Origin of the sequence: Vulcaniibacterium gelatinicum (assembly GCF_008033445.1) — a bacterium.
Taxonomy (GTDB): domain Bacteria; phylum Pseudomonadota; class Gammaproteobacteria; order Xanthomonadales; family Xanthomonadaceae; genus Vulcaniibacterium_B; species Vulcaniibacterium_B gelatinicum.
In genome coordinates this window covers 1-23,035 of sequence record NZ_VNKO01000016.1, presented here as the reverse complement: position 1 = coordinate 23,035, position 23,035 = coordinate 1, and the positions used below count along the sequence as shown (strand labels likewise).

Below are 23,035 nucleotides of genomic sequence, written 5' to 3'. Positions count from 1 at the left end.
CTCAGACGCCGGAGGGACTTGCTCGGCAATCGTTGAGGTTGGCGCGGATGCAATCGGCGCGCACCCGGATGTCGGAACGCAGGCCGCGGCGAACCTGCGTGTCCGGCACGCCCTGCAGGCGGCCGACCATCTCCACGCCGATCCGGCGGATCAGCAGGTTGCTGATGCCGATCGAGAGGTTTCCGTTGACCGGCACGCTGGCATCGGTGAAGGCCAGGCGCTGGATGTCGAGCACGCGCGGGTCGGACACCGCGCACCATCCGGAGGCCGCATTGCAGGTCGCAGGGTAGGTCGAATAATCGGCGGCGTTGCCGTTGCAGGAGGGGGTCAGCCCCGCCGCGCTCTCGGCGAATTCGAGCACGCCCACGCCGGTGCCCGGCACCACGGTCCGGCGGATCGCGCGGATTTCGCCGTTCGAAAGATCCACCTGGCCCGGGTTCGCGGGCAGGCGGTCGTAGGCGTAGACCACGCAATCGTTGACCCCGTCCCCGTCGCTGTCCGCAACCTGGATCAGCGAGAACGCCGACGAAGTCGCGGTCGCCGCCGGCTGGGCGATGTAACGAAGCGAATTCTCGTCGTAACCGGCGCGCTGCAGTTCGTCCACGACGAAGTTCATCGAGGTGCGCAGCTCCTGGGTCAGGCGGGTGGCGGCGATGTACTCGGAATTGCTGCGCAGGCTCGAAATCGTGAACGCCACCGCCGCACCGGCCACGATCAGGCCGGCGACGAGCGAAACCATGAGCTCGACCAGGCTCATGCCGGACTGGGAGCGGGGGAAGGACGTCATGTCAGCAGCGTCGGTTGGTGTACTGGGGGAGCTTGTCGGGGGCGGCCGTGGGTTCGCACAGGAACGCGCGGCCGTTGCCGTCCACGACGAAATTCAGGCGGTAGTCGCGCGGGCCGGGCGGGCCCTGCAGGGACAACGCGCCGGCGTCGGTGCGCTCGGTCAGGCCGCCGCGCTTGGGGTCGATGACCGCCACGCCGTCGTCGTCGGTGTCGGTATCGCCCAGGGTCGGATTGGCCGGGGCGGTCACACCGCGCCACTCGCCCTGGTTGGCCGGATACGAGGCGACATTGCAGGCGGCGTTGAAACAGTCGCAGGCGGTGTTGTCCGCCGGATCGGTGGTGGTGGCCACGCCGATGCAGAACGCGCCGGTGTCCAGGGTCTTCAGGCCCACCTTGACCAGGCTGTTGCGGCGCAGGGCCTCGAAGCGGGCGTCGCCCCAGACCGAGACCAGCTGGTCGGCCGCGCCGCGCAGCGCCGACCGCTGCCGGAACTCGATGAACGACGGCACCGCCAACGCCGCCAGGATGCCCAGCACCGTCAGGGTGACCATGAGCTCGATCAGGGTGATGCCGGCAATGCGTTGCCGCATGGGCAGACCTCCGCTTGTCTCTGGGCATCACACCAAGCCGGGCTACCGTTCGGCAACCGGGCGCAGGACGAACGGTGAATCCGGGGGGACGAACGCCATGACCCCGGGCTCGCCCCGGCCGGGGCAATGCTAGGATGCGGTCACCAGCCTTGGGGGGCGCCCATGAGACGGCCAACCGGATTCACGTTGATCGAGCTGATGGTGGTGTTGATCATCGTCGGGCTGCTGCTGGCGTTGGCGGTTCCCGCCTTCACCGAGCAGATCCGCAAGAGCCGGCGAGCCGAAGCCGTGCGCGGCCTGAGCGACATGCAGCTGCGCCAGGAGCAGTGGCGTGCCAACCACACCACCTATGCGCCAGCCAACACCGCAGCCGCCGGCAATCCACCGAACGGCATCCTGCTGCCTACCTCCCAGCACTATACCTTCGCCGTCACCGCCGGCAGCAACACCGCCACTGACGTAGTGATGACCGCCACGCCGGCCGGCGCCCAGGCTGCCGATCGCTGCGGGACCTTCACCCTGCGCATAGACAACAACAACGACAACAACCCGCCGGGCATGCTGGACAAGACCGTCAGCGGCAGCGCGACGGATTGCTGGTGAAACCCGTGATGCCCGTCGCGCGGGAATGACGGTCTACGCCAACACCCGATAACACGGCCGGTACTCCCCGGCGATCTTCATCCGCCGCTGCTCGACGAACGCGCGCAGCAGGGCGTCGAGCGCGCGCATCATGGCGGGGTCGCCGTGGATCTCGAACGGGCCGTGGGTCTCGATCCGGCGCATGCCCTCTTCCTTGACGTTGCCGGAGACGATGCCGGAGAAGGCGCGGCGCAGGTCGGCGGCGAGTTCGTGCGGGGCGCGGCCGTCGTGCAGGCGCAGCGCGGCCATCGCCTCGTGGGTAGGAGTGAAGGGCTGCTGGAAGACCAGCGGGACGTCGAGCGACCAGTTGAAGAAGAACGAGTCCTGGTGGGCGACGCGGTGCTCGCGCACCTTGCGGATGCCGGCAGCCATGCGCCGGGCCACCTGGGCCGGGTCGCCGATGACGATCTCGTAGCGGGAGGTGGCGGCCTCGCCCAGGGTCAGGCGCAGGAAGTGGTCGATCTGTTCGAAGTACGGCGCCGCGGCGGTGGGACCGGTGAAGATCAGCGGGAACGGCAGGCCGGCGTTCTCCTCCCGCAGCAGGATGCCGAGCAGGTACAGGATCTCCTCCGCCGTGCCCACGCCGCCGGGGAACACGACGATGCCGTGGCCGACGCGGACGAACGCCTCCAGGCGCTTCTCGATGTCCGGCATGATCACCAGGTGGTTGACGATCGGGTTCGGCGACTCGGCGGCGATGATCCCGGGCTCGGTGATGCCGATGTAGCGCATGCGCCGGCGGCGCTGCTTGGCGTGGGCGATGGTGGCGCCCTTCATCGGCCCCTTCATCGCGCCCGGGCCGCAGCCGGTGCAGATGTCCAGGCCGCGCAGGCCGAGCTCGTAGCCGACCTGCTTGGTGTAGAGGTACTCGTCGCGGCTGATCGAGTGGCCGCCCCAGCACACCACCAGGTTCGGCTCGCCCGGGCCGAGGATGCGGGCGTTGCGCAGCAGGCCGAACACGGCGTCGGTGATGCCCTCGGACGTGGTCAGGTCGCGGCCGCGGCCGTTCTCCCCGCCCAGCTCGATCGCGGTATAGGCCAGGTCGCGCACCACCGCGAACAGCAGCTCGGCCACGCCGCGGATGATCTCGCCGTCCACGAACGCGGTGGCCGGCGCGTTGTGGAGCTCCAGGCGCACGCCGCGATCCTGCTGCACCACCTCGATGTCGAACTCGGGGTACAGCTCCTGCGCCGCGCGCGGGTCGTCCGAGGCGCTGCCGCTGGTCAGCACCGCCAGCGCGCAGCGGCGCAGCAGGTCGTGCAGGCCGCCGCTGGAGGCGTCGCGCAGGCGCGCCACCTCGGCGCGCGAGAGCACGTCCAGGCCGCCGCGCGGATAGATGCGGGCGTTGACGGTGGGCAGGGTCGTCGGGTGCGCACGGGCCGGCGCATCGGGGATCTTGGCGTCCAAGGTTCCGGTCTTCGTATGGCTCATCGGCGGACTCTAGCGCGCGCCGGACGCAAAAAAAACGGCCGGGTCGCCCCGGCCGTTTCCATGGTCGCGGCCGCGCCGCGCCGGATCAGAACTTGTAGCGGAAGGTGAGCTGCGCGGCCCAGCGCGACTCGCCGCGGCGGTCGCGCAGGCCGAAGCCCTCCGGCGTGAACTGGCCGCTGGAATTGCGCACCAGGGTGTAGATGTACCTGCCGGTGGCCGGGTCGATGCCGGCGAAGTTGACGAAGCTGCGCGCCTGGCCGCCGTTGGACTGGAAGAAGATCTCCTCCACCTGGCCCCAGTCCTTGTTGATCAGGTTGCCGACGTTGAACACGTCGAGCACCAGCTCGGACTTGTGGCCCTCGAAGAAGCCCGGGAATTCCTGGCGCACGCGCAGGTCGAAGGTGTTCACCCACGGCGCGGTGCCGCTGCTGCGCTCGACCACGCCGCCGCGCGCCGCCATCAGCTCCGGATGCTGGCTGACGTAGGCCCAGAACTCGGCCTCCTCGGCCGCGCCGCCGCGGAAGATCACGTCGCCGGGGCCGGCGGGGATGTACATCAGGTCGTTGCCGGCCAGGCCGTCGCCGTTCATGTCGTTCTGGAAGGTCCAGCTGAACGGCTTGCCGGAGCGGCCTTCGTAGAACAGCGAGATTTCGGTGTCGTTGTCGCCGAAGAACTGCTCGCGGAAGCGGAGCGTACCGACAAAACGGTCACGAACGACGTAGTTCGAGCGCGCCGCGACTTCCTCGTTCGGGTTGAACGAGGCGCGCGAGGCCCAGTTGGAGATCGAGCGGCTCGAGGTCAGCGGGCTGGCGTCGGTGGCGTCGGTGTAGCTGTAGGCCAGCGACCAGCCCCAGCGGTCCTCGCGCCCGAGCGGCTTGCTCAGCGAGACGGTGAGGTTCTGCCCCTCGCCCTTGTTGGTGGGGGCGGCCAGCAGCACTTCGCGGTAGGCGGTGTTGGCGTTGGAGCGCGCGATGCCGTTGAAGTTGCCGTTGCTGGTCTGGTAGTTCGCCGGCGCCGTGCTGCGCCAGTAGAGCTGGCGGCCGTCCTTGCCGACAGCGGTGGGCGCGCCCAGGTTCAGGTGCTGGTAGTAGATGCCGTTCTCGACCGAGAACAGCACGCCCTCCACCGAGAACACCGTGTTCCACCACGGCAGTTCATGCTCGAAGGCGAGGTTGGCCTTCCACACCGCCGGCTGCTCGAGGTCCGGGTGCAGGAAGTCCACGTCGGCGCGGGCGCTGCCGATGCGCGGCGGGTTGGACGGGTTGAACAGCGGCGCCGCGGCGCAGCTGCTGCTGAAGCCAGAGCCGCAGCCGAACACCGAGATGCTCAGGCCGTTGTTGGTGTAGGGGTTGACCAGCCAGACGTTGGCCGCGGCGCCCTGGAACAGGCCCACGCCGCCGCGCAGCTGGGTCGGCCGCTCGGCGTCGAAGGTGTAGTTGAAGCCGAAGCGCGGCTGCAGCAGCGATTTGCCGTCCACGGTCTCGTCGTTGCGGTAGCCGAACGTGGTCGAGGCCGCGGCGTTGAAGCGCGGCACGCCGTCCACGCCGAGCGTGTCGTAGCGCAGGCCGAACTGCAGGGTCAGGTTGGGGTTCACCATCCAGGTGTCCTGCACGAACAGGCCGGTGTTGGCGAACTCGGCCTGGGCCGCGGCGTCGTCCATGTTGCCGGTGCTCGGCACGCGCAGCGCATAGTCGCGGTAGCGGCCGTTCTGGAAGTCGGTCAGGCTGTTGAAGGTGTAGGTGCCGAACGCGGACTCGACGAACAGGTTGTAGATCTCGTTGCGCTCGTAGTCCACGCCGAACTTCAGCTCGTGGTCGCCGAGGAACAGGTTGCCGGCGAAGAAGCCGGTCCAGGTCTCGGTGTCGAGCACGTTGGCATGGCGGAACTGCTCGGTGCCGAAGCGCAGGCTCTGGCCGCCGGCGAAGTTGACCTGCACCTGCGGCTGGCGGCCGAAGGTGCGCGGCTCGCTGTGGTAGTCGCGGAAGGCGACGCTGGCCTCGGTGGAGAAGTTGTCGCTCCAGTCGCCAAACCACTCGGCGACGTAGTTGGTGAACTCCTTCTGCTGGTTGTACCAGTGCGAGGACAGCGAGAAGAAGTTGGTGCCGAAGCCGGGCAGGATCGCCTCGTCCTGCTCGGTCTTGTTCACGCGCAGCGAGGCGCGGTGGGCGTCGTTGATGTTCCAGTCGAGCTTGACCAGCGCGGTCTCGCTGGTGGTCTTGGTGCCCTCGCCCGCCGACAGGCCGCCCGCGGTCAGGCCGTAGCCCTGGGCGATCTGCTGCACGCGGGTCACATCGGCCAGGGTGATGTTGCCGACGATGTTGCTGGCGCCGCTGCCGACCGGGCCGGAGTCGCCGCCGGGCGCGCTCAGCTCGCTCTTCTCGTAGTTGGCGAAGAAGAACAGGCGGTCGCGGACGATCGGGCCACCGAGGGTGGCGCCGTAGGTCCAGTCCTCCTTGAAGCCGGTGAACGGACGGTTGTTGGCGCCATCGCCGACCCAGTCGGCCTCGCGGTACACGTAGTAGGCGCTGCCGTGGAACTCGTTGGTGCCGGACTTGGTGACGGCGTTGATGTTGGCGCCGGTGTAGCCCTTCTGGGTCACGTCGTAGTTGGTGACGTTGACCTGCACCTCCTCGATCGAGTCGATCGAGATCGGCTGGCGGATCGTCGGCAGGTTGTTGGACTCCAGGCCGAAGGTGTCGTTGGTGGACACGCGGTCGATGGTGATGGAGTTGTAGCGGGTGTTCTGGCCGCCCGCGGAAATCTCACCGCGCTCCTTGTCGGTCTGCGAGATGCGCGGGTCGAGGCGGGCGTAGTCCTGCAGGTCGCGGTTGAGCGAGAAGAAGCCTTCGAGAACGTCGCGCGAGACCAGGGTGCCCGCACCCACCTTGTCGGCGCTGAACACCTCCGAGGTGTCACCGGCCACCGCTTCCACCGTCTCCAGGGTGGTCACGTCGCCGCGGAGCTGGGTGTCCACCTGGGTCACCGTGCCCAGGTTGAGGTACACGCCGTCCTCCGAGGAGGTGCCCGCGCCGGCCTTGGTGGCCGTGATCGTGTACGGACCGCCCACGCGCAGGCCGCGGGCGTTGTAACGGCCCTCGGCGTCGGTCACGACCTTGCTGACCGTGCCCGATTCGGTGTGGACGATGGTGACCTCGGCGCCCGCCACCGGCCGGCCGCTGGCATCGAGCACGCGACCGCCGATGCCGGCGGAGGTGTTCTGGGCGAAGGCCGGGGCGGCGGCGAGGACGGCGATCAGGGCGAGCGACAGCTTGGACAGCCGGACGCGGTTCGGTTGGTTCATTGGAAACCTCGTTGCGGAAGTTGGCAGCGCGACGACGGCGCAAGGCCGCCAGGCCGCATCCCTACGGTCGTCGGCAAACGGCGAGTCTGGGAACCCCCACCCGTACGGCGGCGCACGGGTTAACTGCAGTTTAACACGGTAGATTCAGCAGATGACCGCAGGATGACAGCCGGGAGCCCCGGGCAGGGCCGCTGATTCCGGGCCCCATGGCCCGCCCGCTCAGCCCACTGCCTTCAGGTAGGCCCCGATCCCGTCCAGCAGCATCTGCACCGAGATCGCGACCAGGAGCATGCCCATCAGCCGCTCGACCGCGGTCAGGACCCGGGTGCCGAGCCACCTGTACAGGTAGGTGGCCGAGAACAGGATCGCGGCGGTGGCGGCCCAGGCGATCAGCAGGGCCAGGCTCCACTCGCCCAGGCGGTCGGGCTCGCTGCTGCCCATCAGCATCACCGCGGCCATGCCGGAGGGGCCGGCGACCATCGGGATCGCGAGCGGGACGATGAAGGGCTCGCCGCCCGGCAGCTCGCCCAGCAGCCCTTCCGGCGGCGGGAAGATCATCCGCAGCCCGATCAGGAACAGGACGATGCCGCCGGCGATCGCCACCGACTCCTGGCGCAGGTGCATCAGCTCCAGCACGTACTTGCCGGCCCACAGGAACAGCATCAGCACGACCAGCGCGATCAGCAGCTCGCGGGCCACGACGATGCGCTGGCGCCGCAGCGGCAGCGGCTTGAGGATGCTCAGGAACACCGGGATGTTGCCGAGCGGATCCAGGATCAGGAACAGCAGCAGCGCGGCGGAGGCGACGGTCACGGCGCCAGCTCCCGGATCCGGCCGCGATCGGCCGCGCCGGCGGCCGACAGCAGCTCGACGCAGGCCGCGGCAGTGGGCGCGGGGTCGCGCGCGTCGCGGTCGGTGTCCTCGGCCCAGGCGCGGGCGCGCAGCGGCGTGCGCATCGGCCCCGGCCGCAGGCCGGCCACCCGCACGCTGGTGTTGGCCAGCTCGGCATGCAGCATCGGCACCAGCGCGGCCAGGGCGTGGTGGGCCAGGCCGTAGCCGCCCCAGTACGCCTTGCCCACGCGCGCCGGGTCGTCGAGCACGAACACCACCGCGCCGTCGGGCGCGCGCCGCAGCAGCGGCAGGCAGGCCTGGGTGAGCCAGCACGGCGCGGTCAGGTTGACGTGCACGGCGCGGGCGAGCGCGGCCGGGTCGGTGTGTTCGAAGGGGGTCAGGCCGCGGAATTCGGCCGCGCAGTGGAGCAGGCCGTCGAGGCGGCCGAATTCGGCGTCGAGCCGGTTGGCCAGCTCGGCGTGGTCGTCCGGGCTCGCTCCCTCGAGGTCGAGCGGGTACAGCAGCGGCTGCCCGCCGGCCTGCGCGATCGCGTCATAGACCCGGTTGAGCCGCGGCACCTTGCGCCCGAGCAGGACCACGGTGGCGCCGGCGCGCGCGCAGGCCATCGCCGCGGCGCTGCCCAGACCGCCGCTGGCGCCGGTCACCAGGACGACGCGGCCCGCGAGCGCCGCGTCCTGCGCTGCCGGGGCCGCGCTCACGCCTTCTGTGCTTCGGCGATCATGCGCGCGAGCTCGCCCGACTCGGCCAGCTCGCAGGTGATGTCGCAGCCGCCGATCAGCTCGCCCTTGATGAAGAGCTGCGGGAACGTCGGCCAGTCGGAGTAGCGCGGCAGGTTGGCGCGGATCTCCGGCTCCTCGAGCACGTTGATCGTGTGCAGCTGGGTGGCGCCGGCCGCCTTCAGCGCCTGCACCGCGCGGCTGGAGAAGCCGCACATCGGGAACTGCGGCGTGCCCTTCATGAACAACACGATCGGATGGCTCTTGACTTCGGCGTCGATGCGCTCGAGCACGGACGACATGGGCGACTCCTGGAATGCACCGTTGCGCGGCCTGCGCGGCCACGTTGCGGAAGGCGGGGGATACAATGCGCATTGTAACGCCTCGCCCGGCCGCCAGGCCGCGGCACTCCCCCTTCCCTCCCTCCCCCCGCCTAGCCAGAGGAGCCTTTGCCATGGCGATCGAACTGCCGCCCCTGCCCTGGGACCGCACCGCGCTCGAGCCGCACATCTCGGCCGAGACCATCGACTTCCACTACGGCAAGCACCACCGCGCCTACGTGGACAACCTCAACGCGATGATCGCGGGCACCGCGTTCGCGGACATGGACCTGGTGGAGATCGTGCGCAAGTCGCAGGGCGCGATGTTCAACAACGCCGCCCAGGTCTGGAACCACACCTTCTACTGGCACTGCCTGAAGCCCAACGGCGGCGGCGAGCCCGGCGGCAAGCTGGCCGACGCGATCGCCAGGGCCTTCGGCGACTTCGCCGCGTTCAAGGCGCAGTTCACCGAGACCGCGATCAAGACCTTCGGCTCCGGCTGGGCCTGGCTGGTGCAGCGCCCGGACGGTTCGCTGGCGCTGGCCAGCACGCCGAACGCCGCCACCCCGCTCACCGGCGAGGACACCCCGCTGCTGACCTGCGACGTGTGGGAGCACGCCTACTACATCGACTACCGCAACGCGCGGCCGAAGTACGTCGAGGCGTTCTGGAACCTGGTGAACTGGGATTTCGTCGCCTCGAACATGCGCTGAGCGCGGCGCCGCGCCTGCGAACGGAAACGGCCGGGGTTCCCCGGCCGTTTCCGTTGCCGCCCGCGGCGGGCGCGGGTCAGGGCAGGTTGTTTCAGAACCCGCCGTTCTGCTGCGCCACCATGAAATACAGCATCGGGATCGAGAACATGGTGTTGAAGCGCGAGGTCAGCATCGCCACCCGCGCCGCCCGGGTCTTGGCCTCGGGCTCGGCCTGGACGATGCCCAGCGCCTTCTTCTGGTTCGGCCAGATGATGAACCAGACGTTGAAGGCCATCACCAGCGCCAGCCACATGCCGATCCCGATCGCGGTGGCGGGCGATTGCAGGCTCAGCGCCTGCACCAGGTAGCCGTTGAGCCAGGCCAGCAGCAGGCCCGTCACCACCGTGGCCAGCGCCGCCCAGCGGAACCAGAACAGCGCGGTCGGCGCGATCACCTTGCCGATCGCCGGCTTCTGCTCGTCCGGGATCTTCGGCATGGACGGGATCTGCACGAAGTTGAAGTACCACAGCAGGCCGATCCAGAGCACGCCCGACAGCACGTGCAGCCAGCGCATGAAGAACTGCCAGTAGAACGGCTCGCCGATCTTGCCGTAGGTGCCGCCGATCCCGAGGATGACCGCGAGGATCACCACCCCCGCGAGGATCGTGCGGCCCAGCGACTGGAAAATCACACCCATTGCCTGTTCTCCCCATGGACGGCCCGGCCGGGCCCGGCGGAATGAGGACACCTTGCGCCGCACGCTGTCAATGCGCGGTGCAATAGCGCCGGCCGGGTGCGGGGGAGATTCAGCGCAGGGCCGCGACCACCGGCGCCACCTGCGCCTCGCGTCCGAGCGCCGCGCCCACCCGCTGCAGCACGGCCGCGAGCTCCTGCGCCGAGTCCGCGCGCAGGGTGGCGTGCCCGACCTTGCGCCCGGCGCGCGGGGACTTGCCGTAGTCGTGCCAGTGGCCGCCCGGCTCGCGCAGCACCGGCGCGGCCTCGGGCAGCGCGCCGATCCAGTTGAGCATGCAGGCCAGCCCGACCATGCGCGTGTCGCCCAGCGGCAGGCCGAGCACGGCGCGCAGGTGGTTCTGGAACTGGCTGGTCTCGCTGCCCTCGATGGTCCAGTGGCCGGAGTTGTGCACGCGCGGGGCGAGCTCGTTGGCGAGCAGCTCGCCGTCCTTGCAGAACAGCTCCAGCGCGAACACGCCGACGTAGTCCAGCGCCTCGGCCAGGCGCCGCGCATGCGCGTACGCGCGCTGCGCCAGCGCCGCGTCCACCCGCGCCGGGGCCAGGCTGGCCGAGAGCACGCCGTCCACGTGCCAGTTCTCGGTCAGCGGCCAGGTGCGGAACTCGCCGTCGCGGCCGCGCACGGCAACCACGCTCAGCTCACGCTCGAACGGCACGAAGCCTTCCAGGATCAGCCCGACCGTGTCCGCCTGCGCGCCGAGCGCGGCCCAGGCGGCGTCGGCGTCGGCCAGGGTCCGCAACCGGAACTGGCCCTTGCCGTCGTAGCCCAGACGCCGGGTCTTGAGGATGCACGGCGTGCCGATCCGGGCCAGCGCCGCGTCCAGGCCGGCGCGGCTATCCACCGCCGCGAACTCCGGCACCGGGATGCCGAGCTCGCGGAACAGGGTCTTCTCCGCCAGCCGATCCTGGGCCACGGCCAGCGCGCGCGGGTTGGGGAACACCGGGATGCGCTCGGCCAGCCACTGGGCCGATTCGGCCGGGACGTTCTCGAAGTCGAACGTGGCCACGTCCACCTTCGCCGCGAACTCGGCCAGGGCGCGCTCGTCGCGCCAGTCGCCCACGATCAGCGGTGCGAACTGGCCGGCGCAGGCATCGCCCACGGTGTCGAGCACCAGGAAGCGCAGGCCCAGCGGCGCGCCGGACAGCGCCAGCATGCGGGCCAGCTGCCCGCCGCCGAGGATGCCGACCGTGGTCACGCCCGCGCCTCTGCCGAAGCCGGCTGACGCGGGTCGTCGTGCGCCATCACCTCGCGCGTCTGGCGCTCGCGGAACGCCTCCAGCGCCGCGCCGACCGCCGGGTGCTCGGCAGCGAGCATGGCCGCGGCGAACAGTGCGGCGTTGGCCGCGCCCGCGGTGCCGATGGCGAAGGTGGCCACCGGCACGCCGGCCGGCATCTGCACGATGGACAGCAGCGAATCCAGGCCGTTGAGAGTCTTGCTCTGCACCGGCACCCCGAGCACCGGCAGCGGCGTCTTGGCCGCGAGCATGCCGGGCAGGTGCGCGGCGCCGCCGGCGCCGGCGATGATCGCGCGCAGGCCGCGCGCCTGCGCGGAAGCGGCGTATTCGAACAGGACGTCGGGCGTGCGGTGCGCCGAGACCACGCGCACCTCGTAGGGCACGCCCAGCGCGTCCAGCCGCGCCGCGGCGTGCTGCATGGTCTCCCAGTCGGAGCGCGAGCCCATCACGATGCCGACGAGCGGACGATCGCCTGCCGTTGTCGCGCCTGCCGTTGCCGAATCTGTGGCCGCCATGACGGTTTTCCGCGTCAAAACGGTATTCTACCGGCCCCTCGCCGGATCCGGCACCGTCATGGACCGCAAGCTGCTCGACATCCTGGCCTGCCCCGCCACGCGCCAGCCGCTGGCGCTGCTGGAGGCGCGCGGGCTGGAGGCGCTCAACGCCGCCATCGCCGCCGGCGGGGTCGTCCGCGAGGACGGCAGCCCGCAGGCCGAACCGCTGCGCGAGGCGCTGGTGACCCGCGACCGCCGCCGCGTGTACCGGGTGGACGACGGCATCCCGGTGCTGCTGGCCGAGGAGGCGATCGCCACCGCCCAGGTGGCGGACTTCCCGCGGGAGTGAAGGCCGGCATGCACGGGGACATCGCACCGCCGCCAGCGGAGGTGGTCGAGGCCGACGTGGCCCGCGCCCTGGCCGAGGACCTGGGCGAGGGCGACGTCACCGCCGCGCTGCTGCCCGACGTGCCGGCCGTGGCCACCCTGCTGTGCAAGGAGGACGCGGTGGTCTGCGGCCGCCCCTGGTTCGACGCCTGCCACCGCGCGCTCGATCCGGACGTGCGCCTGGACTGGCGCGTGCGCGAGGGCGAGCGCGTGCGCGCCGGCACCGTGCTGGCCGTGCTCGCCGGCCGCAGCCGCGCCCTGGTCAGCGCCGAGCGCGCCTCGCTCAACTTCCTGCAGACCCTGAGCGGCACCGCCACCGTCACCGCCGCCTACGTCGAGGCCGTGCGCGGCACCGGCGCGCGCATCCTCGACACCCGCAAGACCCTGCCCGGCCTGCGCCAGGCGCAGAAGTACGCGGTCCGGGTCGGCGGCGGGGTCAACCACCGCATCGGCCTGTACGACGCGGTGATGCTGAAGGAGAACCACGTCCGCGCGGCCGGCTCGCTGACCGCGGCGATGCGCGCGGCCAAGGCGCGCTGGCCGGCGCTGCCGCTGATCGTGGAAGTGGAGACGCTCGAGGAGCTGCGCGAGGCGCTGCACGAGGGCTGCACCCGGATCCTGGTGGACGACTTCGACCCGCCCACGCGCCGCGAGGCGGTGCGGATCGCGCACGCGCCGCCGTTCGCCGGCCGCATCCCGCTCGAGGTCTCCGGTGGCGTGGACCTGGCCGGGGTGCGCGCGATCGCCGAGGACGGCGTGGACTGCATCTCGATCGGCGCGCTGACCAAGCACGTGCGCGCGATCGACCTCTCGCTCAAGCTCGGCCCGCCGCCGGGCTGAGCCGGCACGCGCTCAGCGCAGCAGCGCGACCAGCCACACCGCGGCCAGGCCCGCCGCGGCCAGCGCCACCCAGAGCCAGGGCGAGGCCGCCGAGATCCGCATCCGCGCCGATGCCGGCGTGGGCGCCGGCTCGCCCTGCCCGCTCGGGCCGACCAGACGGAAGCGGAGCGTGTCGAACCCGATCTCGTCCCCCGGCCGCGCCTCACCGCGCAGCACGCGCTTGCCGTTGATGAAACTGCCGTTGGTCGAGCCCAGATCCTCCACCAGCAGCCCCTCCGCAGTCGGCACCAGCCGCGCGTGCATGCGCGAGATGCCAGGCTCGTCGAGCCGCAGCGTGCATTCGGGCGAGCGGCCCACGGTGGTGGTGCTCGCCACGGGATAGTGGCGCCCGAAGGCCTCGCCGGACACTCCGCGCAGAGCGAAACGAGGCAGGGCGGGCCGCACCGCCGTGACCCCCGGATCGTCGTTGGCCGGAGACGGGACCGCCATGGCACGGCCGCCCGCGTGATGACGTACCCCGCCGGCGGCCTCGACCGTGACCAGCCGCGCCTGCACGTGATCGAAGGCCACGGTGTCGCCGGCACGCAGTGCGATCAGGCCGCTGACCGGACGGCCGTTGACGCTGACCGCCGTGCCTGCCGGCACGTCCAGCATCACCCCCTGCGGCGTGACGTGCAGCTGGCAGTGCTCGGGCTGCACCCCGGGCTGGTCGAGCACGATGTTCGCGTGCGGATCGGAGCCGACCCGGTTCACGCCCGGGCCGAGCAGGACCTGTGGATGTTCGCCGCCGGGGAACACCAGCTTCATGCGTTCGGTTTCCATGATCCTTGGAAGGGAAGTCGCGTGGACGGGCTTGCGGATCGGATCGTCAGCCGCCACATTCGGGCGATGCCGACTCTACTGATCCTCATGATCGCATTTGCGATCGGTTTCGCATTATGGAGTGCCGGCCGGGCCGCTGCCGAGCGGGCCGAGGCGCTCGGCCGCGACGCCTGCCGCGCCGCGGGGGTGCAGTGGCTGGACCACAGCGTGCACGCCACCGGCCTGCGCCTGCGCCGCCGCGAGGACGGCTGGCTGGGGCTGGAGCGCAGTTTCCGGTTCGAGTACTCGCACGACGGCAACGACCGCCACGTCGGCCATCTGGTCCTGTTCGGCGGTCGGCTTGTCGCGTTCAGCGGCCCGGTGCGCGCGGCGAACGTGGTGCCGTTGCACTGACCGCTACTTGATCACCCGCAGATGCCCGCGCCGCGGCGGCGTGGCGCCGTCGTCCGGCGGCGGCTCGTCCGTGGGCGGACCGGGCTCGGCCGGCGGCGCCGGCTCCTCCGGCAGGGCCATGCCCTGGCCGGTTTCGCGCGCGTAGATGGCGAGCACCGCTCCGACCGGCACCCGCACTGGCCGGCTCACCCCGCCGAAGCGCGCGGTGAAGGTGATCTCCTCGTTGCCGATGTTCAGGTGCACCACCGCGCGCTCGGCGATGTTGAGCACCACCCGGCCTTCGCTGACCGCCTGTGGCGGCACCTCCACCCCCGGCCGGGTGGCGTCCACCAGCAGGTGCGGGGTCATGCCGTTGTCGGAAATCCACGCATGCAGCGCCCGCAGCAGGTACGGACGGTGGCTGGTCATGGCCGGAACCGCGTCGCTCATGCGGCCAGTCTAGCGCTACGGAACGGTTCCAGCCCGGGAATCAGGCCGGGATTTCCCGCAGCTTCTTCTCCTGCTCGGTCAGGCTGCGCAGGAAGCCGGGGTTGCGGAAGATGCGGTTGCCGTAGTCCTCGATCACCTTGCCGTCCTTGGGCAGTGGGATCCCCAGCGACTCCAGGCGCCAGATGATCGGGGCCATCGCGCAGTCGGCCAGGCTCATCTCGGTGTTGAGGAAGAACTTGCTGGCCTTGAATAGCGGCACCGAGGCGGTCAGCAGCTCCTTGAGCCGCTTGCGTCCGGCCTCGGCCTGCTGCTTGTTGCCGAACTGGATCGCCTGCACCTGCGGCACCCAGTCGTGCTCGATGCGCAGCATCGCCAGACGCAGGCGGGCGCGGGACAGCGGGTCCACCGGCATCAGCGGCGGGTGCGGGTAGCGCTCGTCGAGGTACTCGGTGACCACCGAGGCGGCGTACAGCACCAGCTCGCGCTCCACCAGCGTGGGCACGGAGTGGTACGGGTTGAGGTCGATCAGGTCCTCGGGCGGATTCTGCGGATCCACCGGAACCAGGTCGTAGGTCACGCCCTTGGCGGCCAGCACCAGCCGCACCCGGTGGCAGAGCACGCAATCGGTGGCGGAGAACAACGTCAGGGCATTACGCATACGCGGACTCGCGGCCATCATCGACCTCTCCTGCGGCCGGGATCCGCCGGCCGTCACGGCGCCGCCCACCCCGTGCAGGCGGTCGCCACGGTCCCCGGAGCCTAGCCTCCCGCCACCGGGCATGGAAAGCCCGCGCCGGTGGCGCGGGCGCCCGGAACGCGCCCGGACGGGCGTCGGCAGGGACTAATGGACGTCCTTCCAGTATTCCTTCTTCAGCAGCCAGGCCAGGAAGGTGAACGCCGCCAGGAACAGCACCACCCACACGCCCAGGCTGGTGCGCTTGAGGGCGGCCGGTTCGCCGGCGTACTCGAGGAAAGCGGTGATGTCGCGCACCGTCCGGTCGAACTGCTCCGGGGTCTGGGTGCCCGGCTGGCGGATGACCAGACGCTCGACGGGCGCCTCGCCGGTGGCGTCGGGCTTGCCGAACTCGGCGTGCTGCAGGCCCTGCATCTCCCACAGCGGGTTCGGCATCGAGGCATTCGGGAACAGGGTGTTGTTCCAGCCCAGCGGGCGTTCCTCGTCGAGGTAGAACGACTTCAGGTAGGTGTAGATCCAGTCGCTGCCGCGCACGCGCGCGATCAGGCTCAGGTCCGGCGGCATCTTGCCGAACCAGGCGTTGGCCTGGGCCTCGGTCAGCGAGGTCTGCACCGTCTCGCCGTACTTGGCGCCGGTGAAGTTGAGGTTGGCCATCACCTGCTGCTCGGTCAGGCCGAGGTCCTCGCCGATGCGGGAGTAGCGCAGGTACTTCAGCGAATGGCAGCCGGCGCAGTAGTTCATGTACAGCGCGGCGCCGCGCTGCAGCGACGCGCGGTCGCCGAGGTCGGTACCGGACTGCTGCAGGTTGCCGCCGCCGGCGGCGAACGCGGCGCCGGACACCAGCAGGCCGGCGATCAGGGCAAGGAGCTTGTCAGTCATGCAGCGTCACCCGTTCCGGCACCGGCTTGGTCCTGTCGAGCTTGGTCCACAGCGGCATGGTGATGAAGAACATGAAGTAGAGGAAGGTCAGCACGCGGCCGATGTAGGTCTCGACCAGGTCGGTCCCGGGGCCCGCGCCGATCTTGCCGAGCCAGACGAAGCTCAGCGCGAACACGCCCAGCAGGACCTTCGAGAGCAGGCCGCGGTAGCGGTACGACTTGACCTTGGCCTTGTCGAGCCACGGCACCAGGAACAGGATCGCGATCGCCAGGAACATCACGATCACGCCCAGCAGCTTGTGCGGCACCACGCGCAGCATGGCGTAGTACGGGGTGAAGTACCACACCGGCTTGATGTGCGCCGGCGTGACCAGGCGGTTGGCCTCGGTGAAGTTGTCGTGCTCGAGGAACCAGCCGCCGAAGGTCGGCTCGAAGAAGATGATGAAGGCAGCGATGATCAGGAAGAAGCCGGCGCCGAACAGGTCCTTGACCGTGTAGTACGGGTGGAACGGGATGCCGTCGGCCGGCGCGGTCGGCGACCAGCGGTTGCCCTTCGGGCCCTTCTTGATCTCCACGCCGTCCGGGTTGTTGGACCCGACCTCGTGCAGCGCGCCCAGGTGCAGCACCACCAGCAGCAGCAGCACCAGCGGCAGCGCGATCACGTGCAGGGCGAAGAAGCGGTTGAGGGTGGCGTCGCCGGGCAGGTAGTCGCCCATGATCCACTCGGTGAGGCCGTTGCCGATCACCGGGATCGCGCCGAACAGCGAGATGATCACCTTCGCGCCCCAGAACGACATCTGGCCCCACGGCAGCACGTAGCCCATGAACGCCTCGGCCATCAGCACGAGGTAGATGAGCATGCCGAGGATCCACACCAGCTCGCGCGGCTTCTGGTACGAGCCGTACATCAGGCCGCGGAACATGTGCAGGTACACGACGACGAAGAACAGGGAGGCGCCGGTGCTGTGCATGTACCGGATCAGCCAGCCCCACTCCACGTCGCGCATGATGTACTCGACCGAGGCGAAGGCTTCCGCCGCGCTCGGCTTGAAGTGCATCGTCAGGAAGATGCCGGTCACGATCTGGTTGACCAGCACCAGCAGCGCGAGCGAGCCGAAGTAGTACCAGAGGTTGAAGTTCTTCGGCGCGTAGTACTCGGTCATGTGCTTCCGGTACATGGGCATCAAGCCCGGCGCGCGCGCGTTGATCCAATCCATCACGCCCGTGCAGGCGCGGCTGAAGACGTTGGCCATGGCTTACGCGACCCCCTCAGGATCCACGCCGATCACGATGGTCGTGTCGCTCTCGTAGCGGTGCGGCGGCACGACCAGGTTGGTCGGCGCCGGCACGCCCTGGAACACGCGCCCGGCCATGTCGAAGCGCGACTTGTGGCACGGGCAGAAGAAGCCGCCCTTCCAGTTCGGGTCGAACGGCTCGGGACGGATCTCGGCCTTCATTTCCGGGGCGCAGCCCAGGTGCGTGCACAGGCCGACCAGGACCAGGATCTCGGGCTTGATCGAGCGGAACTCGTTGGCCGCGTACTTCGGCTGCTGGTCGGCGTTCTCCGACTTCGGGTCGCGCAGCTGGCTCTCGACCGTGGGCAGCGCCTCGAGGATGGCCTTGGAACGGCGCACGATCCAGATCGGCTGGCCGCGCCACTCCACCACCATGCGCTGGCCTTCCTCCAGCCCGCCGATGTCCACGGTGACCGGGGCACCGGCGAGCTTGGCCCGGGCGCTCGGATTCCACGACTTGATGAAGGGCACCGCCGCGAATCCGGCCCCGACTGCACCGACCACTGCCGTGGTCGCGGTCAGGAACCGGCGACGGCCCGGGTTGGCGGGTTCCCCGCCCTGAAGTTCGCTGTGGCCAGGCACAGCCCCTACGTTCGCCATCCGGCACTCCGCAATGCTCGAATCGGAAGGTCCGCCACGGGTCCGGCGCCACTGGCGACGGCTCGCGGCTCGAAAAAAGACGGGGAAGTGTAACGGAACGTGAAACGGGCCGACAATCCGCCGCCCCGCCGCGGGGCCTACTTCGCGGCCAGGGCGCCGCGGTAGCGCTCGGCCAGCTGGGCCACGCGCTGCACGTAGCGCTGGGTCTCGCTGTAGGGCGGCACGCCCTTGTAGCGGTCCACGGCGCCCTCGCCGGCGTTGTAACCGGCAGCAGCGAGGGTGAGGTTGCCGTCGTAGCGCTTGAGCAGCCAGGCCAGGTACTCGACCCCGCCGCGGATGTTCTGGCCGACGTCGAAGGGGTTGGCCACTCCGAAGCGGCGCGCGGTGGCCGGCATCAGCTGCATCAGCCCCTGCGCGCCGGCGCGTGAGATCGCGCCGGGATTGAACGCCGACTCGGCGTGGATGATCGCCCGCACCACCGCCTCCTCGACCCCGAACCGGCGCGCAGCCTGTGCGATCTCGTCGCGGTAGGCGCTGGTGTTGAGCCGCACCGTGCCGAAGTCGACGCCGGGCCGGAGGGCGCAGGCGTAGCAGGTTTCCATGAAGCTGTAGCGGATCGTGCGCAGCTCGCTCACGCCGGCCACGCCACGTGGCGGGCGGCTGGTGTAATGGCGCACGCCGTCCTTGACGTAGGCGTACACCTGCCCCTGGACGCGGCGGGTCGGCGGACGTCCGGCCGCGGGGGGCGGCGCCGGCAGGCTCGCGACGGCCGGCGAACCGGCGACCGGCGTGGGCGGCTCGGCGGCCCCGGCAGCGGGCGGCGGGACCGCCAGCCTGGCGCGATCCGCCCTGCGCGTACGGGAGGAGTACTGCGCGACCACCTCACACTGCGCGCCGGCGACGGGCTTGCCGCCGTAGGTGCGGCTGCCGTCTGGACTGTCGCAGCGGTAGACGGTGCCGGCTACGGCGGGCGCCGTCGCCAGCAGACAGAGCAACAGCCCGATTCCCCTTGCCCCCTTCATGGCCGCGAGTCTTCCACGCAGGGTCCGGAATGACAAGTGATTGATTTGTCTGAACGAGCCGGAAAGCCGCCCCCGGCCACCGGCGGCGTACAATGCGCGCCCGTTCCCGATCCGGCGCGGATTGACCGCCGTCTCCCCGGAGCCCACATGACCGACCCCGCCGCCCGCGAGGGCCAGCCTGCCGCAGCCGCCCCGGCTCCGGCCAAGGGCAAGCTGTTCATCCAGACCCACGGCTGCCAGATGAACGAGTACGACTCGGCCCGCATGGCCGACGTGCTGGCCGCCGCTGAAGGGCTCGAACTGACCACGAACGTCGAGGAAGCCGACGTGATCCTGGTCAATACCTGCTCGATCCGGGAAAAGGCCCAGGAGAAGGTGTTCAGCCAGCTCGGCCGCTGGAAGACCCTCAAGCAGGGCGACCGGCCGGTGCTGATCGGGGTGGGCGGCTGCGTGGCCAGCCAGGAGGGCGAGGCGATCGTCAAGCGCGCCCCGTACGTGGACCTGGTGTTCGGGCCGCAGACCCTGCACCGCCTGCCCGAGCTGATCCGCGCCCGCCGCGAGAGCGGCCGGCCGCAGGTGGACATCAGCTTCCCCGAGATCGAGAAGTTCGACCGCCTGCCCGAGCCGCGCGCCGAGGGGCCGACCGCGTTCGTCTCGATCATGGAGGGCTGCTCGAAGTACTGCTCGTTCTGCGTGGTGCCCTACACCCGCGGCGAGGAGATCAGCCGCCCGTTCGAGGATGTGCTGACCGAGGTCGCCGAGCTGGCCGCGCAGGGCGTGCGCGAGGTGACCCTGCTCGGGCAGAACGTCAATGCCTACCGCGGCCCGATCGCGCCTTCCGACAGCGGGGGCGAGGGCGAGGTGGCGGACCTGGCGCTGCTGATCCGGGCCATCGCCGAGATCGAGGGCATCGGCCGGATCCGCTTCACCACCTCGCATCCGCTGGAGTTCTCCGACTCGCTGGTCGAGGCCTTCCGCGACGTGCCCAAGCTCGCCAACTACCTGCACTTGCCGGTGCAGTCCGGCAGCGACCGGATCCTGGCGGCGATGAAGCGCGGCTACACCGCGCTCGAGTACAAGCAGAAGATCCGCAAGCTGCGCGCGGTGCGGCCGGACATCTCGATCTCGTCCGACTTCATCGTCGGCTTCCCGGGCGAGACCGAGGCCGATTTCGATAAGACCATGAAGCTGATCGAGGACGTCGGCTTCGACCAGTCGTTCTCGTTCATCTATTCGCGCCGCCCCGGCACGCCCGCCGCCGACCTGCCCGACGACGTGTCGAGCGAGGAGAAGCACGCGCGCCTTTCGCGCCTGCAGGCGGCGATCAACGCCAACGCCGCGCGCATCGCCCGCGGCATGGTCGGCACGGTGCAGACCGTGCTGGTCGAGGGGCCGTCGAAGAAGAACCCGAACGAGCTCACCGGCCGCACCGAGAACATGCGCTACGTCAACTTCCCCGCCCCGCCGCGGCTGATCGGGCAGTTCGTGGACGTGGTGATCACCGAAGCCCTGACCAACTCGCTGCGCGGGCGTGTCCACACCCAGACGCCGGGTTGACCACGGAGCAACACGGAGACACACGGACAAGGCGGCAAGGAGGTTCTTCCTCCTCATCCATGCCCGCGCCACGGCCAGGCGTGGACGTGCAAGCTGCCCCGGCATTGGGTGGAGCCGCATGAGAACGCACCGCCGGACGGCACGCGCTTGCCATCCCGCGGGTTTTGCAGTGCGATACCCCCTGCCATGCCGGACGCACGGCGACGGCCATCCACGCCACCATCCGCCGAAGGGACTCGCGATGCCACGCTTCCGCCGTCACCCCCTGTCCGTCCTGTCCGCGCTGCTGGTCCTCGGCTGCGCCGCTGCCCGGCCGGCCGATGCCCCGCCGGCCGCGGCCGACCCGCTCGAGCGTCTGCCCGAACTGCCTGCCATCGCATGGCCGGCACCGTTTGCGCTGGAGCGGGCGATGGGGGCGGAGTGTACCGACCCAAACCAGCCCGTCTGGAAAAGTGCCGACTCGCGGGTGCTATCGCACGAGCTGTGCGAGGGGCCCATGCCCCGGCACATGGCGCGGGCGTGGCGGGCGATCGCGCCACTGCTGCCGTGGGCGCCGCCGGTACCTGGCGACGGTTCGTTCGCAAGGGTGATCTACCGCGTCGTTCCCGGCTTCGGGGCGCGTGCAGACGTGGTCGTCGACCTTGGCACGTGGAGGGAATATCTGATCCTGCGCTCGTTCGAGGGCCGGCAGCCCGGGGACACCGTCTACGCGGTGTGGACCCACTTCTGCGAGTACTCGCAGTCGGATTGCCCCGAAGCGGCCTACGGGCGCCGTGTGTTCCGGCTCGATGCCGGCGGGCAGGCGCGCGACGTCACCGCCGAGGTCATGCCGCCGGCGCCCAGGCCCGATGCGCTCGATCTGCGGATGCTCGAGGAGCACACCGGCAGCGGGCCGTACGAAATCATCTCGAAGTTGGGCGACGTACCCACCACACGCTGGATCGCCGAGTACGACCCGGAGAACCCGCCGCCGGACAGCTATCCGCGTTTTGTACCCCGTGAAGGCTATGCCCATTTCGGCTTCGTGGTCTGGAACGGGCAACGCTTCGAGCTGCGCGAGCGGGTCGCCCGGGCGCTGTGGCCGTGCGCGCCAGACTATTACAACTATGGCCTGTGTCGGAATCCGGACGACCTGCGGCCGGGCTCACCGTGGATCGAAGAGGACAACGCAGCCAGCAAGGACGAGTGAACCATGAGCCGCGAAAGGGAATTCGACATTCGGGCCAACGCGGATGAGGTGGCCAGGCTGGCGCGGCAGGGGCAGGCGATCGAGGCGCTGCGGCTGCTGGAGCAGCGCCGGGCCGCGCAGCCGCCGGCGATCCAGGAGGCGTTGGACCGGTACGTGGTGGCGTTCGCGGGCGAGCGGATCGCGGCGGAGGGGCAGGCGGCCCGGCGCGCGGGCCTCGGGCCGACGCTCGACCGCCTCGACGCCGCGCGCGGGGCGCCGCGTCTGCCGGACCATGCCGCCGAAGTGGCGCATTTGGGCACGGCGCAGCAATACGACATCTACGCCAGCATCGTCCGCGTGCGCGGCAACGAGGCTTCGGCGCGCGCGCTCGATCGTGCGGAGGAACGGGTGATCCTCGGCCTGCGGCAGGAGACCGACACGCGTGCTTCAACCACCGCCGACGCACCTGACAGACGCGAGGCGGATCTTCCTGGCACGCGCCGCGACGAGTCCTCGCGCGGCACGGGGGTGTACGACGACCGTATCGTGGTGCTGTGGACCGACGCGCAGGGGCGGCGTGACCTGTATCCGGCCACACTGGCCAATACCGAGCCGACGGCCCAGTACGACCAGCGGGCGGGCCGCGGGCGGCGTGCTGCGGCGCCCGGCTTCGAGAGCGTCGAGCCGCGCCGCATCCAGGGCGAGGATGCGAACCACGATGGCGTGCTGGACCTCGGCCGCCTGCGCGAGGGCGTCTTCGAGATGCAAGCGGCGACCCATCCGGTGCGCGGGAACCTGCACGATCGCGCGTTGCGGCCGACCGCGGCAGCCGTGGCAAACGGCGCCGGGCTGGTCGAGCGCGACACCAACGGCGATGGCCGCTTTACCGCCGACGACGTGCAGGGAATTCAGAACATCAACAATACTTTCAAGATTCACCGTGGATCGCCCAGCAACACCGACTCGGCGGGCTGTCAGACGATCCACACCAAGAACTATGACAAGTTCATGGCCGCCGTCCACGGCAACCCGCGCCAGACGACGTGGCAGTACGTCCTCACCTCCACGCGCGGCGGCGGGGAACTGCAGCAGCAACCCGTGCGCGTGCCACCACCGTTCGAGGGCACACGCCAGCCGCATC

General features: G+C 70.2%; 25 protein-coding genes. 8 read left to right on the top strand and 17 right to left on the bottom strand.

Annotation, left to right across the window (positions count from 1 at the left end):
• Position 1 precedes the first annotated feature (1 nt).
• Together FPV26_RS09965 and FPV26_RS09960 are read right to left on the bottom strand one after the other, a co-directional pair.
• Positions 2-787 carry a PilW family protein gene (locus tag FPV26_RS09965; RefSeq protein ID WP_147653736.1) on the bottom strand — a complete coding sequence of 262 codons (786 nt, stop codon included), beginning with the start codon at positions 785-787 and terminating at the stop codon, positions 2-4.
• 1 nt (position 788) lies between these two features.
• Positions 789-1,376 carry a pilus assembly FimT family protein gene (locus FPV26_RS09960; RefSeq protein WP_147653735.1) on the bottom strand — a complete coding sequence of 196 codons (588 nt, stop codon included), beginning with the start codon at positions 1,374-1,376 and terminating at the stop codon, positions 789-791.
• Between the two features lie 126 nt (positions 1,377-1,502).
• Between FPV26_RS09960 and FPV26_RS09955 the strand changes: the two genes are divergently transcribed.
• Positions 1,503-1,979 carry a type IV pilin protein gene (locus FPV26_RS09955; protein ID WP_342781844.1) on the top strand — a complete coding sequence of 159 codons (477 nt, stop codon included), beginning with the start codon at positions 1,503-1,505 and terminating at the stop codon, positions 1,977-1,979.
• Positions 1,980-2,012: 33 nt separating this feature from the next.
• On the opposite strand, the gene ppnN is transcribed toward FPV26_RS09955, so the two are convergent.
• From ppnN to grxD, 5 genes are all read right to left on the bottom strand, one after another.
• Positions 2,013-3,449, bottom strand: coding sequence for a nucleotide 5'-monophosphate nucleosidase PpnN (gene ppnN, locus FPV26_RS09950; RefSeq protein ID WP_147653733.1), 1,437 nt, complete (start codon positions 3,447-3,449; stop codon positions 2,013-2,015).
• 85 nt (positions 3,450-3,534) lie between these two features.
• Complete coding sequence (locus tag FPV26_RS09945) at positions 3,535-6,750, bottom strand: TonB-dependent receptor (protein ID WP_147653732.1); 3,216 nt, start codon at positions 6,748-6,750, stop codon at positions 3,535-3,537.
• 219 nt (positions 6,751-6,969) lie between these two features.
• A complete protein-coding gene (locus tag FPV26_RS09940) occupies positions 6,970-7,563 on the bottom strand; it encodes a YhgN family NAAT transporter (RefSeq protein WP_147653731.1) in 594 nt (197 codons plus the stop codon).
• Positions 7,560-8,300 carry an SDR family NAD(P)-dependent oxidoreductase gene (locus tag FPV26_RS09935; protein WP_147653730.1) on the bottom strand — a complete coding sequence of 247 codons (741 nt, stop codon included), beginning with the start codon at positions 8,298-8,300 and terminating at the stop codon, positions 7,560-7,562. Before FPV26_RS09935 ends, FPV26_RS09940 begins: the two co-directional genes overlap by 4 nt.
• Complete coding sequence (gene grxD, locus FPV26_RS09930) at positions 8,297-8,620, bottom strand: Grx4 family monothiol glutaredoxin (protein ID WP_147653729.1); 324 nt, start codon at positions 8,618-8,620, stop codon at positions 8,297-8,299. The genes FPV26_RS09935 and grxD overlap by 4 nt, the downstream gene beginning before the upstream one ends.
• Before the next feature lie 152 nt (positions 8,621-8,772).
• Here grxD and FPV26_RS09925 point away from each other — a divergent pair, with 152 nt between their 5' ends.
• Positions 8,773-9,351 (top strand): superoxide dismutase, encoded by a 579-nt coding sequence (locus FPV26_RS09925; protein ID WP_147653728.1) that lies wholly within the window; start codon positions 8,773-8,775, stop codon positions 9,349-9,351.
• A 91-nt stretch (positions 9,352-9,442) separates the two neighbouring features.
• On the opposite strand, the gene FPV26_RS09920 is transcribed toward FPV26_RS09925, so the two are convergent.
• The 3 genes from FPV26_RS09920 to purE all read right to left on the bottom strand — a co-directional run bounded on the left by FPV26_RS09920 (position 9,443) and on the right by purE (position 11,830).
• Positions 9,443-10,027: a urate hydroxylase PuuD gene (locus FPV26_RS09920; RefSeq protein WP_147653727.1), complete on the bottom strand. Its 585-nt coding sequence runs from the start codon at positions 10,025-10,027 to the stop codon at positions 9,443-9,445.
• Between the two features lie 109 nt (positions 10,028-10,136).
• Positions 10,137-11,276: a 5-(carboxyamino)imidazole ribonucleotide synthase gene (locus tag FPV26_RS09915; protein WP_147653726.1), complete on the bottom strand. Its 1,140-nt coding sequence runs from the start codon at positions 11,274-11,276 to the stop codon at positions 10,137-10,139.
• Positions 11,273-11,830, bottom strand: a complete 558-nt coding sequence (gene purE / locus FPV26_RS09910) for a 5-(carboxyamino)imidazole ribonucleotide mutase (protein WP_147653725.1) — start codon at positions 11,828-11,830, stop codon at positions 11,273-11,275. Before purE ends, FPV26_RS09915 begins: the two co-directional genes overlap by 4 nt.
• A gap of 58 nt (positions 11,831-11,888) precedes the next feature.
• Between purE and FPV26_RS09905 the strand changes: the two genes are divergently transcribed.
• Together FPV26_RS09905 and nadC are read left to right on the top strand one after the other, a co-directional pair.
• Positions 11,889-12,158 (top strand): Trm112 family protein, encoded by a 270-nt coding sequence (locus FPV26_RS09905; RefSeq protein WP_147653724.1) that lies wholly within the window; start codon positions 11,889-11,891, stop codon positions 12,156-12,158.
• A gap of 8 nt (positions 12,159-12,166) precedes the next feature.
• Positions 12,167-13,036, top strand: a complete 870-nt coding sequence (nadC, locus tag FPV26_RS09900; protein WP_147653723.1) for a carboxylating nicotinate-nucleotide diphosphorylase — start codon at positions 12,167-12,169, stop codon at positions 13,034-13,036.
• Positions 13,037-13,048: 12 nt separating this feature from the next.
• On the opposite strand, the gene FPV26_RS09895 is transcribed toward nadC, so the two are convergent.
• A complete protein-coding gene (locus tag FPV26_RS09895; protein WP_147653722.1) occupies positions 13,049-13,858 on the bottom strand; it encodes an FHA domain-containing protein in 810 nt (269 codons plus the stop codon).
• Between the two features lie 66 nt (positions 13,859-13,924).
• Here FPV26_RS09895 and FPV26_RS09890 point away from each other — a divergent pair, with 66 nt between their 5' ends.
• The gene (locus FPV26_RS09890) at positions 13,925-14,251 is read left to right on the top strand and encodes a DUF3301 domain-containing protein (RefSeq protein ID WP_147653721.1); all 327 of its coding nucleotides are present in this window, start codon (positions 13,925-13,927) and stop codon (positions 14,249-14,251) included.
• 3 nt (positions 14,252-14,254) lie between these two features.
• Here the strand turns inward: FPV26_RS09890 and FPV26_RS09885 are convergent, their stop codons facing one another.
• The 6 genes from FPV26_RS09885 to FPV26_RS09860 all read right to left on the bottom strand — a co-directional run bounded on the left by FPV26_RS09885 (position 14,255) and on the right by FPV26_RS09860 (position 19,169).
• Positions 14,255-14,680 (bottom strand): ClpXP protease specificity-enhancing factor, encoded by a 426-nt coding sequence (locus FPV26_RS09885; protein WP_147653720.1) that lies wholly within the window; start codon positions 14,678-14,680, stop codon positions 14,255-14,257.
• Between the two features lie 40 nt (positions 14,681-14,720).
• A complete protein-coding gene (locus FPV26_RS09880; RefSeq protein WP_147653769.1) occupies positions 14,721-15,356 on the bottom strand; it encodes a glutathione S-transferase N-terminal domain-containing protein in 636 nt (211 codons plus the stop codon).
• Between the two features lie 165 nt (positions 15,357-15,521).
• Positions 15,522-16,253 (bottom strand): cytochrome c1, encoded by a 732-nt coding sequence (locus FPV26_RS09875; protein ID WP_147653719.1) that lies wholly within the window; start codon positions 16,251-16,253, stop codon positions 15,522-15,524.
• Complete coding sequence (locus FPV26_RS09870; protein WP_147653718.1) at positions 16,246-17,505, bottom strand: cytochrome b; 1,260 nt, start codon at positions 17,503-17,505, stop codon at positions 16,246-16,248. The genes FPV26_RS09875 and FPV26_RS09870 overlap by 8 nt, the downstream gene beginning before the upstream one ends.
• Positions 17,506-17,508: 3 nt before the next feature.
• A complete protein-coding gene (petA, locus tag FPV26_RS09865; protein WP_147653717.1) occupies positions 17,509-18,147 on the bottom strand; it encodes a ubiquinol-cytochrome c reductase iron-sulfur subunit in 639 nt (212 codons plus the stop codon).
• 137 nt (positions 18,148-18,284) lie between these two features.
• Positions 18,285-19,169 carry a lytic transglycosylase domain-containing protein gene (locus FPV26_RS09860; protein WP_147653716.1) on the bottom strand — a complete coding sequence of 295 codons (885 nt, stop codon included), beginning with the start codon at positions 19,167-19,169 and terminating at the stop codon, positions 18,285-18,287.
• Positions 19,170-19,316: 147 nt separating this feature from the next.
• Between FPV26_RS09860 and miaB the strand changes: the two genes are divergently transcribed.
• The 3 genes from miaB to FPV26_RS09840 form a co-directional block, all read left to right on the top strand.
• Positions 19,317-20,726 (top strand): tRNA (N6-isopentenyl adenosine(37)-C2)-methylthiotransferase MiaB, encoded by a 1,410-nt coding sequence (miaB, locus tag FPV26_RS09855; protein ID WP_147653715.1) that lies wholly within the window; start codon positions 19,317-19,319, stop codon positions 20,724-20,726.
• 241 nt (positions 20,727-20,967) lie between these two features.
• Positions 20,968-21,915, top strand: coding sequence for a hypothetical protein (locus FPV26_RS09850; RefSeq protein ID WP_147653714.1), 948 nt, complete (start codon positions 20,968-20,970; stop codon positions 21,913-21,915).
• Positions 21,916-21,918: 3 nt separating this feature from the next.
• A partial coding sequence (locus FPV26_RS09840) for a hypothetical protein (protein WP_181952623.1) occupies positions 21,919-23,035 on the top strand: 1,117 nt, incomplete at its 3' end.

Bases quoted from the DNA above. Each gene is read 5' to 3' on its own strand.
- FPV26_RS09890 (WP_147653721.1), top strand. From the start codon at position 13,925: ATGCCGACTCTACTGATCCTCATGATCGCATTTGCGATCGGTTTCGCA.
- FPV26_RS09960 (WP_147653735.1), bottom strand. From the start codon at position 1,376: ATGCGGCAACGCATTGCCGGCATCACCCTGATCGAGCTCATGGTCACC.
- FPV26_RS09850 (WP_147653714.1), top strand. From the start codon at position 20,968: ATGCCACGCTTCCGCCGTCACCCCCTGTCCGTCCTGTCCGCGCTGCTG.
- FPV26_RS09870 (WP_147653718.1), bottom strand. From the start codon at position 17,505: ATGGCCAACGTCTTCAGCCGCGCCTGCACGGGCGTGATGGATTGGATC.
- FPV26_RS09895 (WP_147653722.1), bottom strand. From the start codon at position 13,858: ATGGAAACCGAACGCATGAAGCTGGTGTTCCCCGGCGGCGAACATCCA.
- ppnN (WP_147653733.1), bottom strand. From the start codon at position 3,449: ATGAGCCATACGAAGACCGGAACCTTGGACGCCAAGATCCCCGATGCG.
- FPV26_RS09885 (WP_147653720.1), bottom strand. From the start codon at position 14,680: ATGAGCGACGCGGTTCCGGCCATGACCAGCCACCGTCCGTACCTGCTG.
- FPV26_RS09880 (WP_147653769.1), bottom strand. From the start codon at position 15,356: ATGGCCGCGAGTCCGCGTATGCGTAATGCCCTGACGTTGTTCTCCGCC.
- petA (WP_147653717.1), bottom strand. From the start codon at position 18,147: ATGGCGAACGTAGGGGCTGTGCCTGGCCACAGCGAACTTCAGGGCGGG.
- grxD (WP_147653729.1), bottom strand. From the start codon at position 8,620: ATGTCGTCCGTGCTCGAGCGCATCGACGCCGAAGTCAAGAGCCATCCG.
- FPV26_RS09955 (WP_342781844.1), top strand. From the start codon at position 1,503: ATGCTAGGATGCGGTCACCAGCCTTGGGGGGCGCCCATGAGACGGCCA.
- FPV26_RS09945 (WP_147653732.1), bottom strand. From the start codon at position 6,750: ATGAACCAACCGAACCGCGTCCGGCTGTCCAAGCTGTCGCTCGCCCTG.
- FPV26_RS09920 (WP_147653727.1), bottom strand. From the start codon at position 10,027: ATGGGTGTGATTTTCCAGTCGCTGGGCCGCACGATCCTCGCGGGGGTG.
- nadC (WP_147653723.1), top strand. From the start codon at position 12,167: ATGCACGGGGACATCGCACCGCCGCCAGCGGAGGTGGTCGAGGCCGAC.
- purE (WP_147653725.1), bottom strand. From the start codon at position 11,830: ATGGCGGCCACAGATTCGGCAACGGCAGGCGCGACAACGGCAGGCGAT.
- FPV26_RS09860 (WP_147653716.1), bottom strand. From the start codon at position 19,169: ATGAAGGGGGCAAGGGGAATCGGGCTGTTGCTCTGTCTGCTGGCGACG.
- FPV26_RS09875 (WP_147653719.1), bottom strand. From the start codon at position 16,253: ATGACTGACAAGCTCCTTGCCCTGATCGCCGGCCTGCTGGTGTCCGGC.
- FPV26_RS09925 (WP_147653728.1), top strand. From the start codon at position 8,773: ATGGCGATCGAACTGCCGCCCCTGCCCTGGGACCGCACCGCGCTCGAG.
- miaB (WP_147653715.1), top strand. From the start codon at position 19,317: ATGACCGACCCCGCCGCCCGCGAGGGCCAGCCTGCCGCAGCCGCCCCG.
- FPV26_RS09965 (WP_147653736.1), bottom strand. From the start codon at position 787: ATGACGTCCTTCCCCCGCTCCCAGTCCGGCATGAGCCTGGTCGAGCTC.
- FPV26_RS09905 (WP_147653724.1), top strand. From the start codon at position 11,889: ATGGACCGCAAGCTGCTCGACATCCTGGCCTGCCCCGCCACGCGCCAG.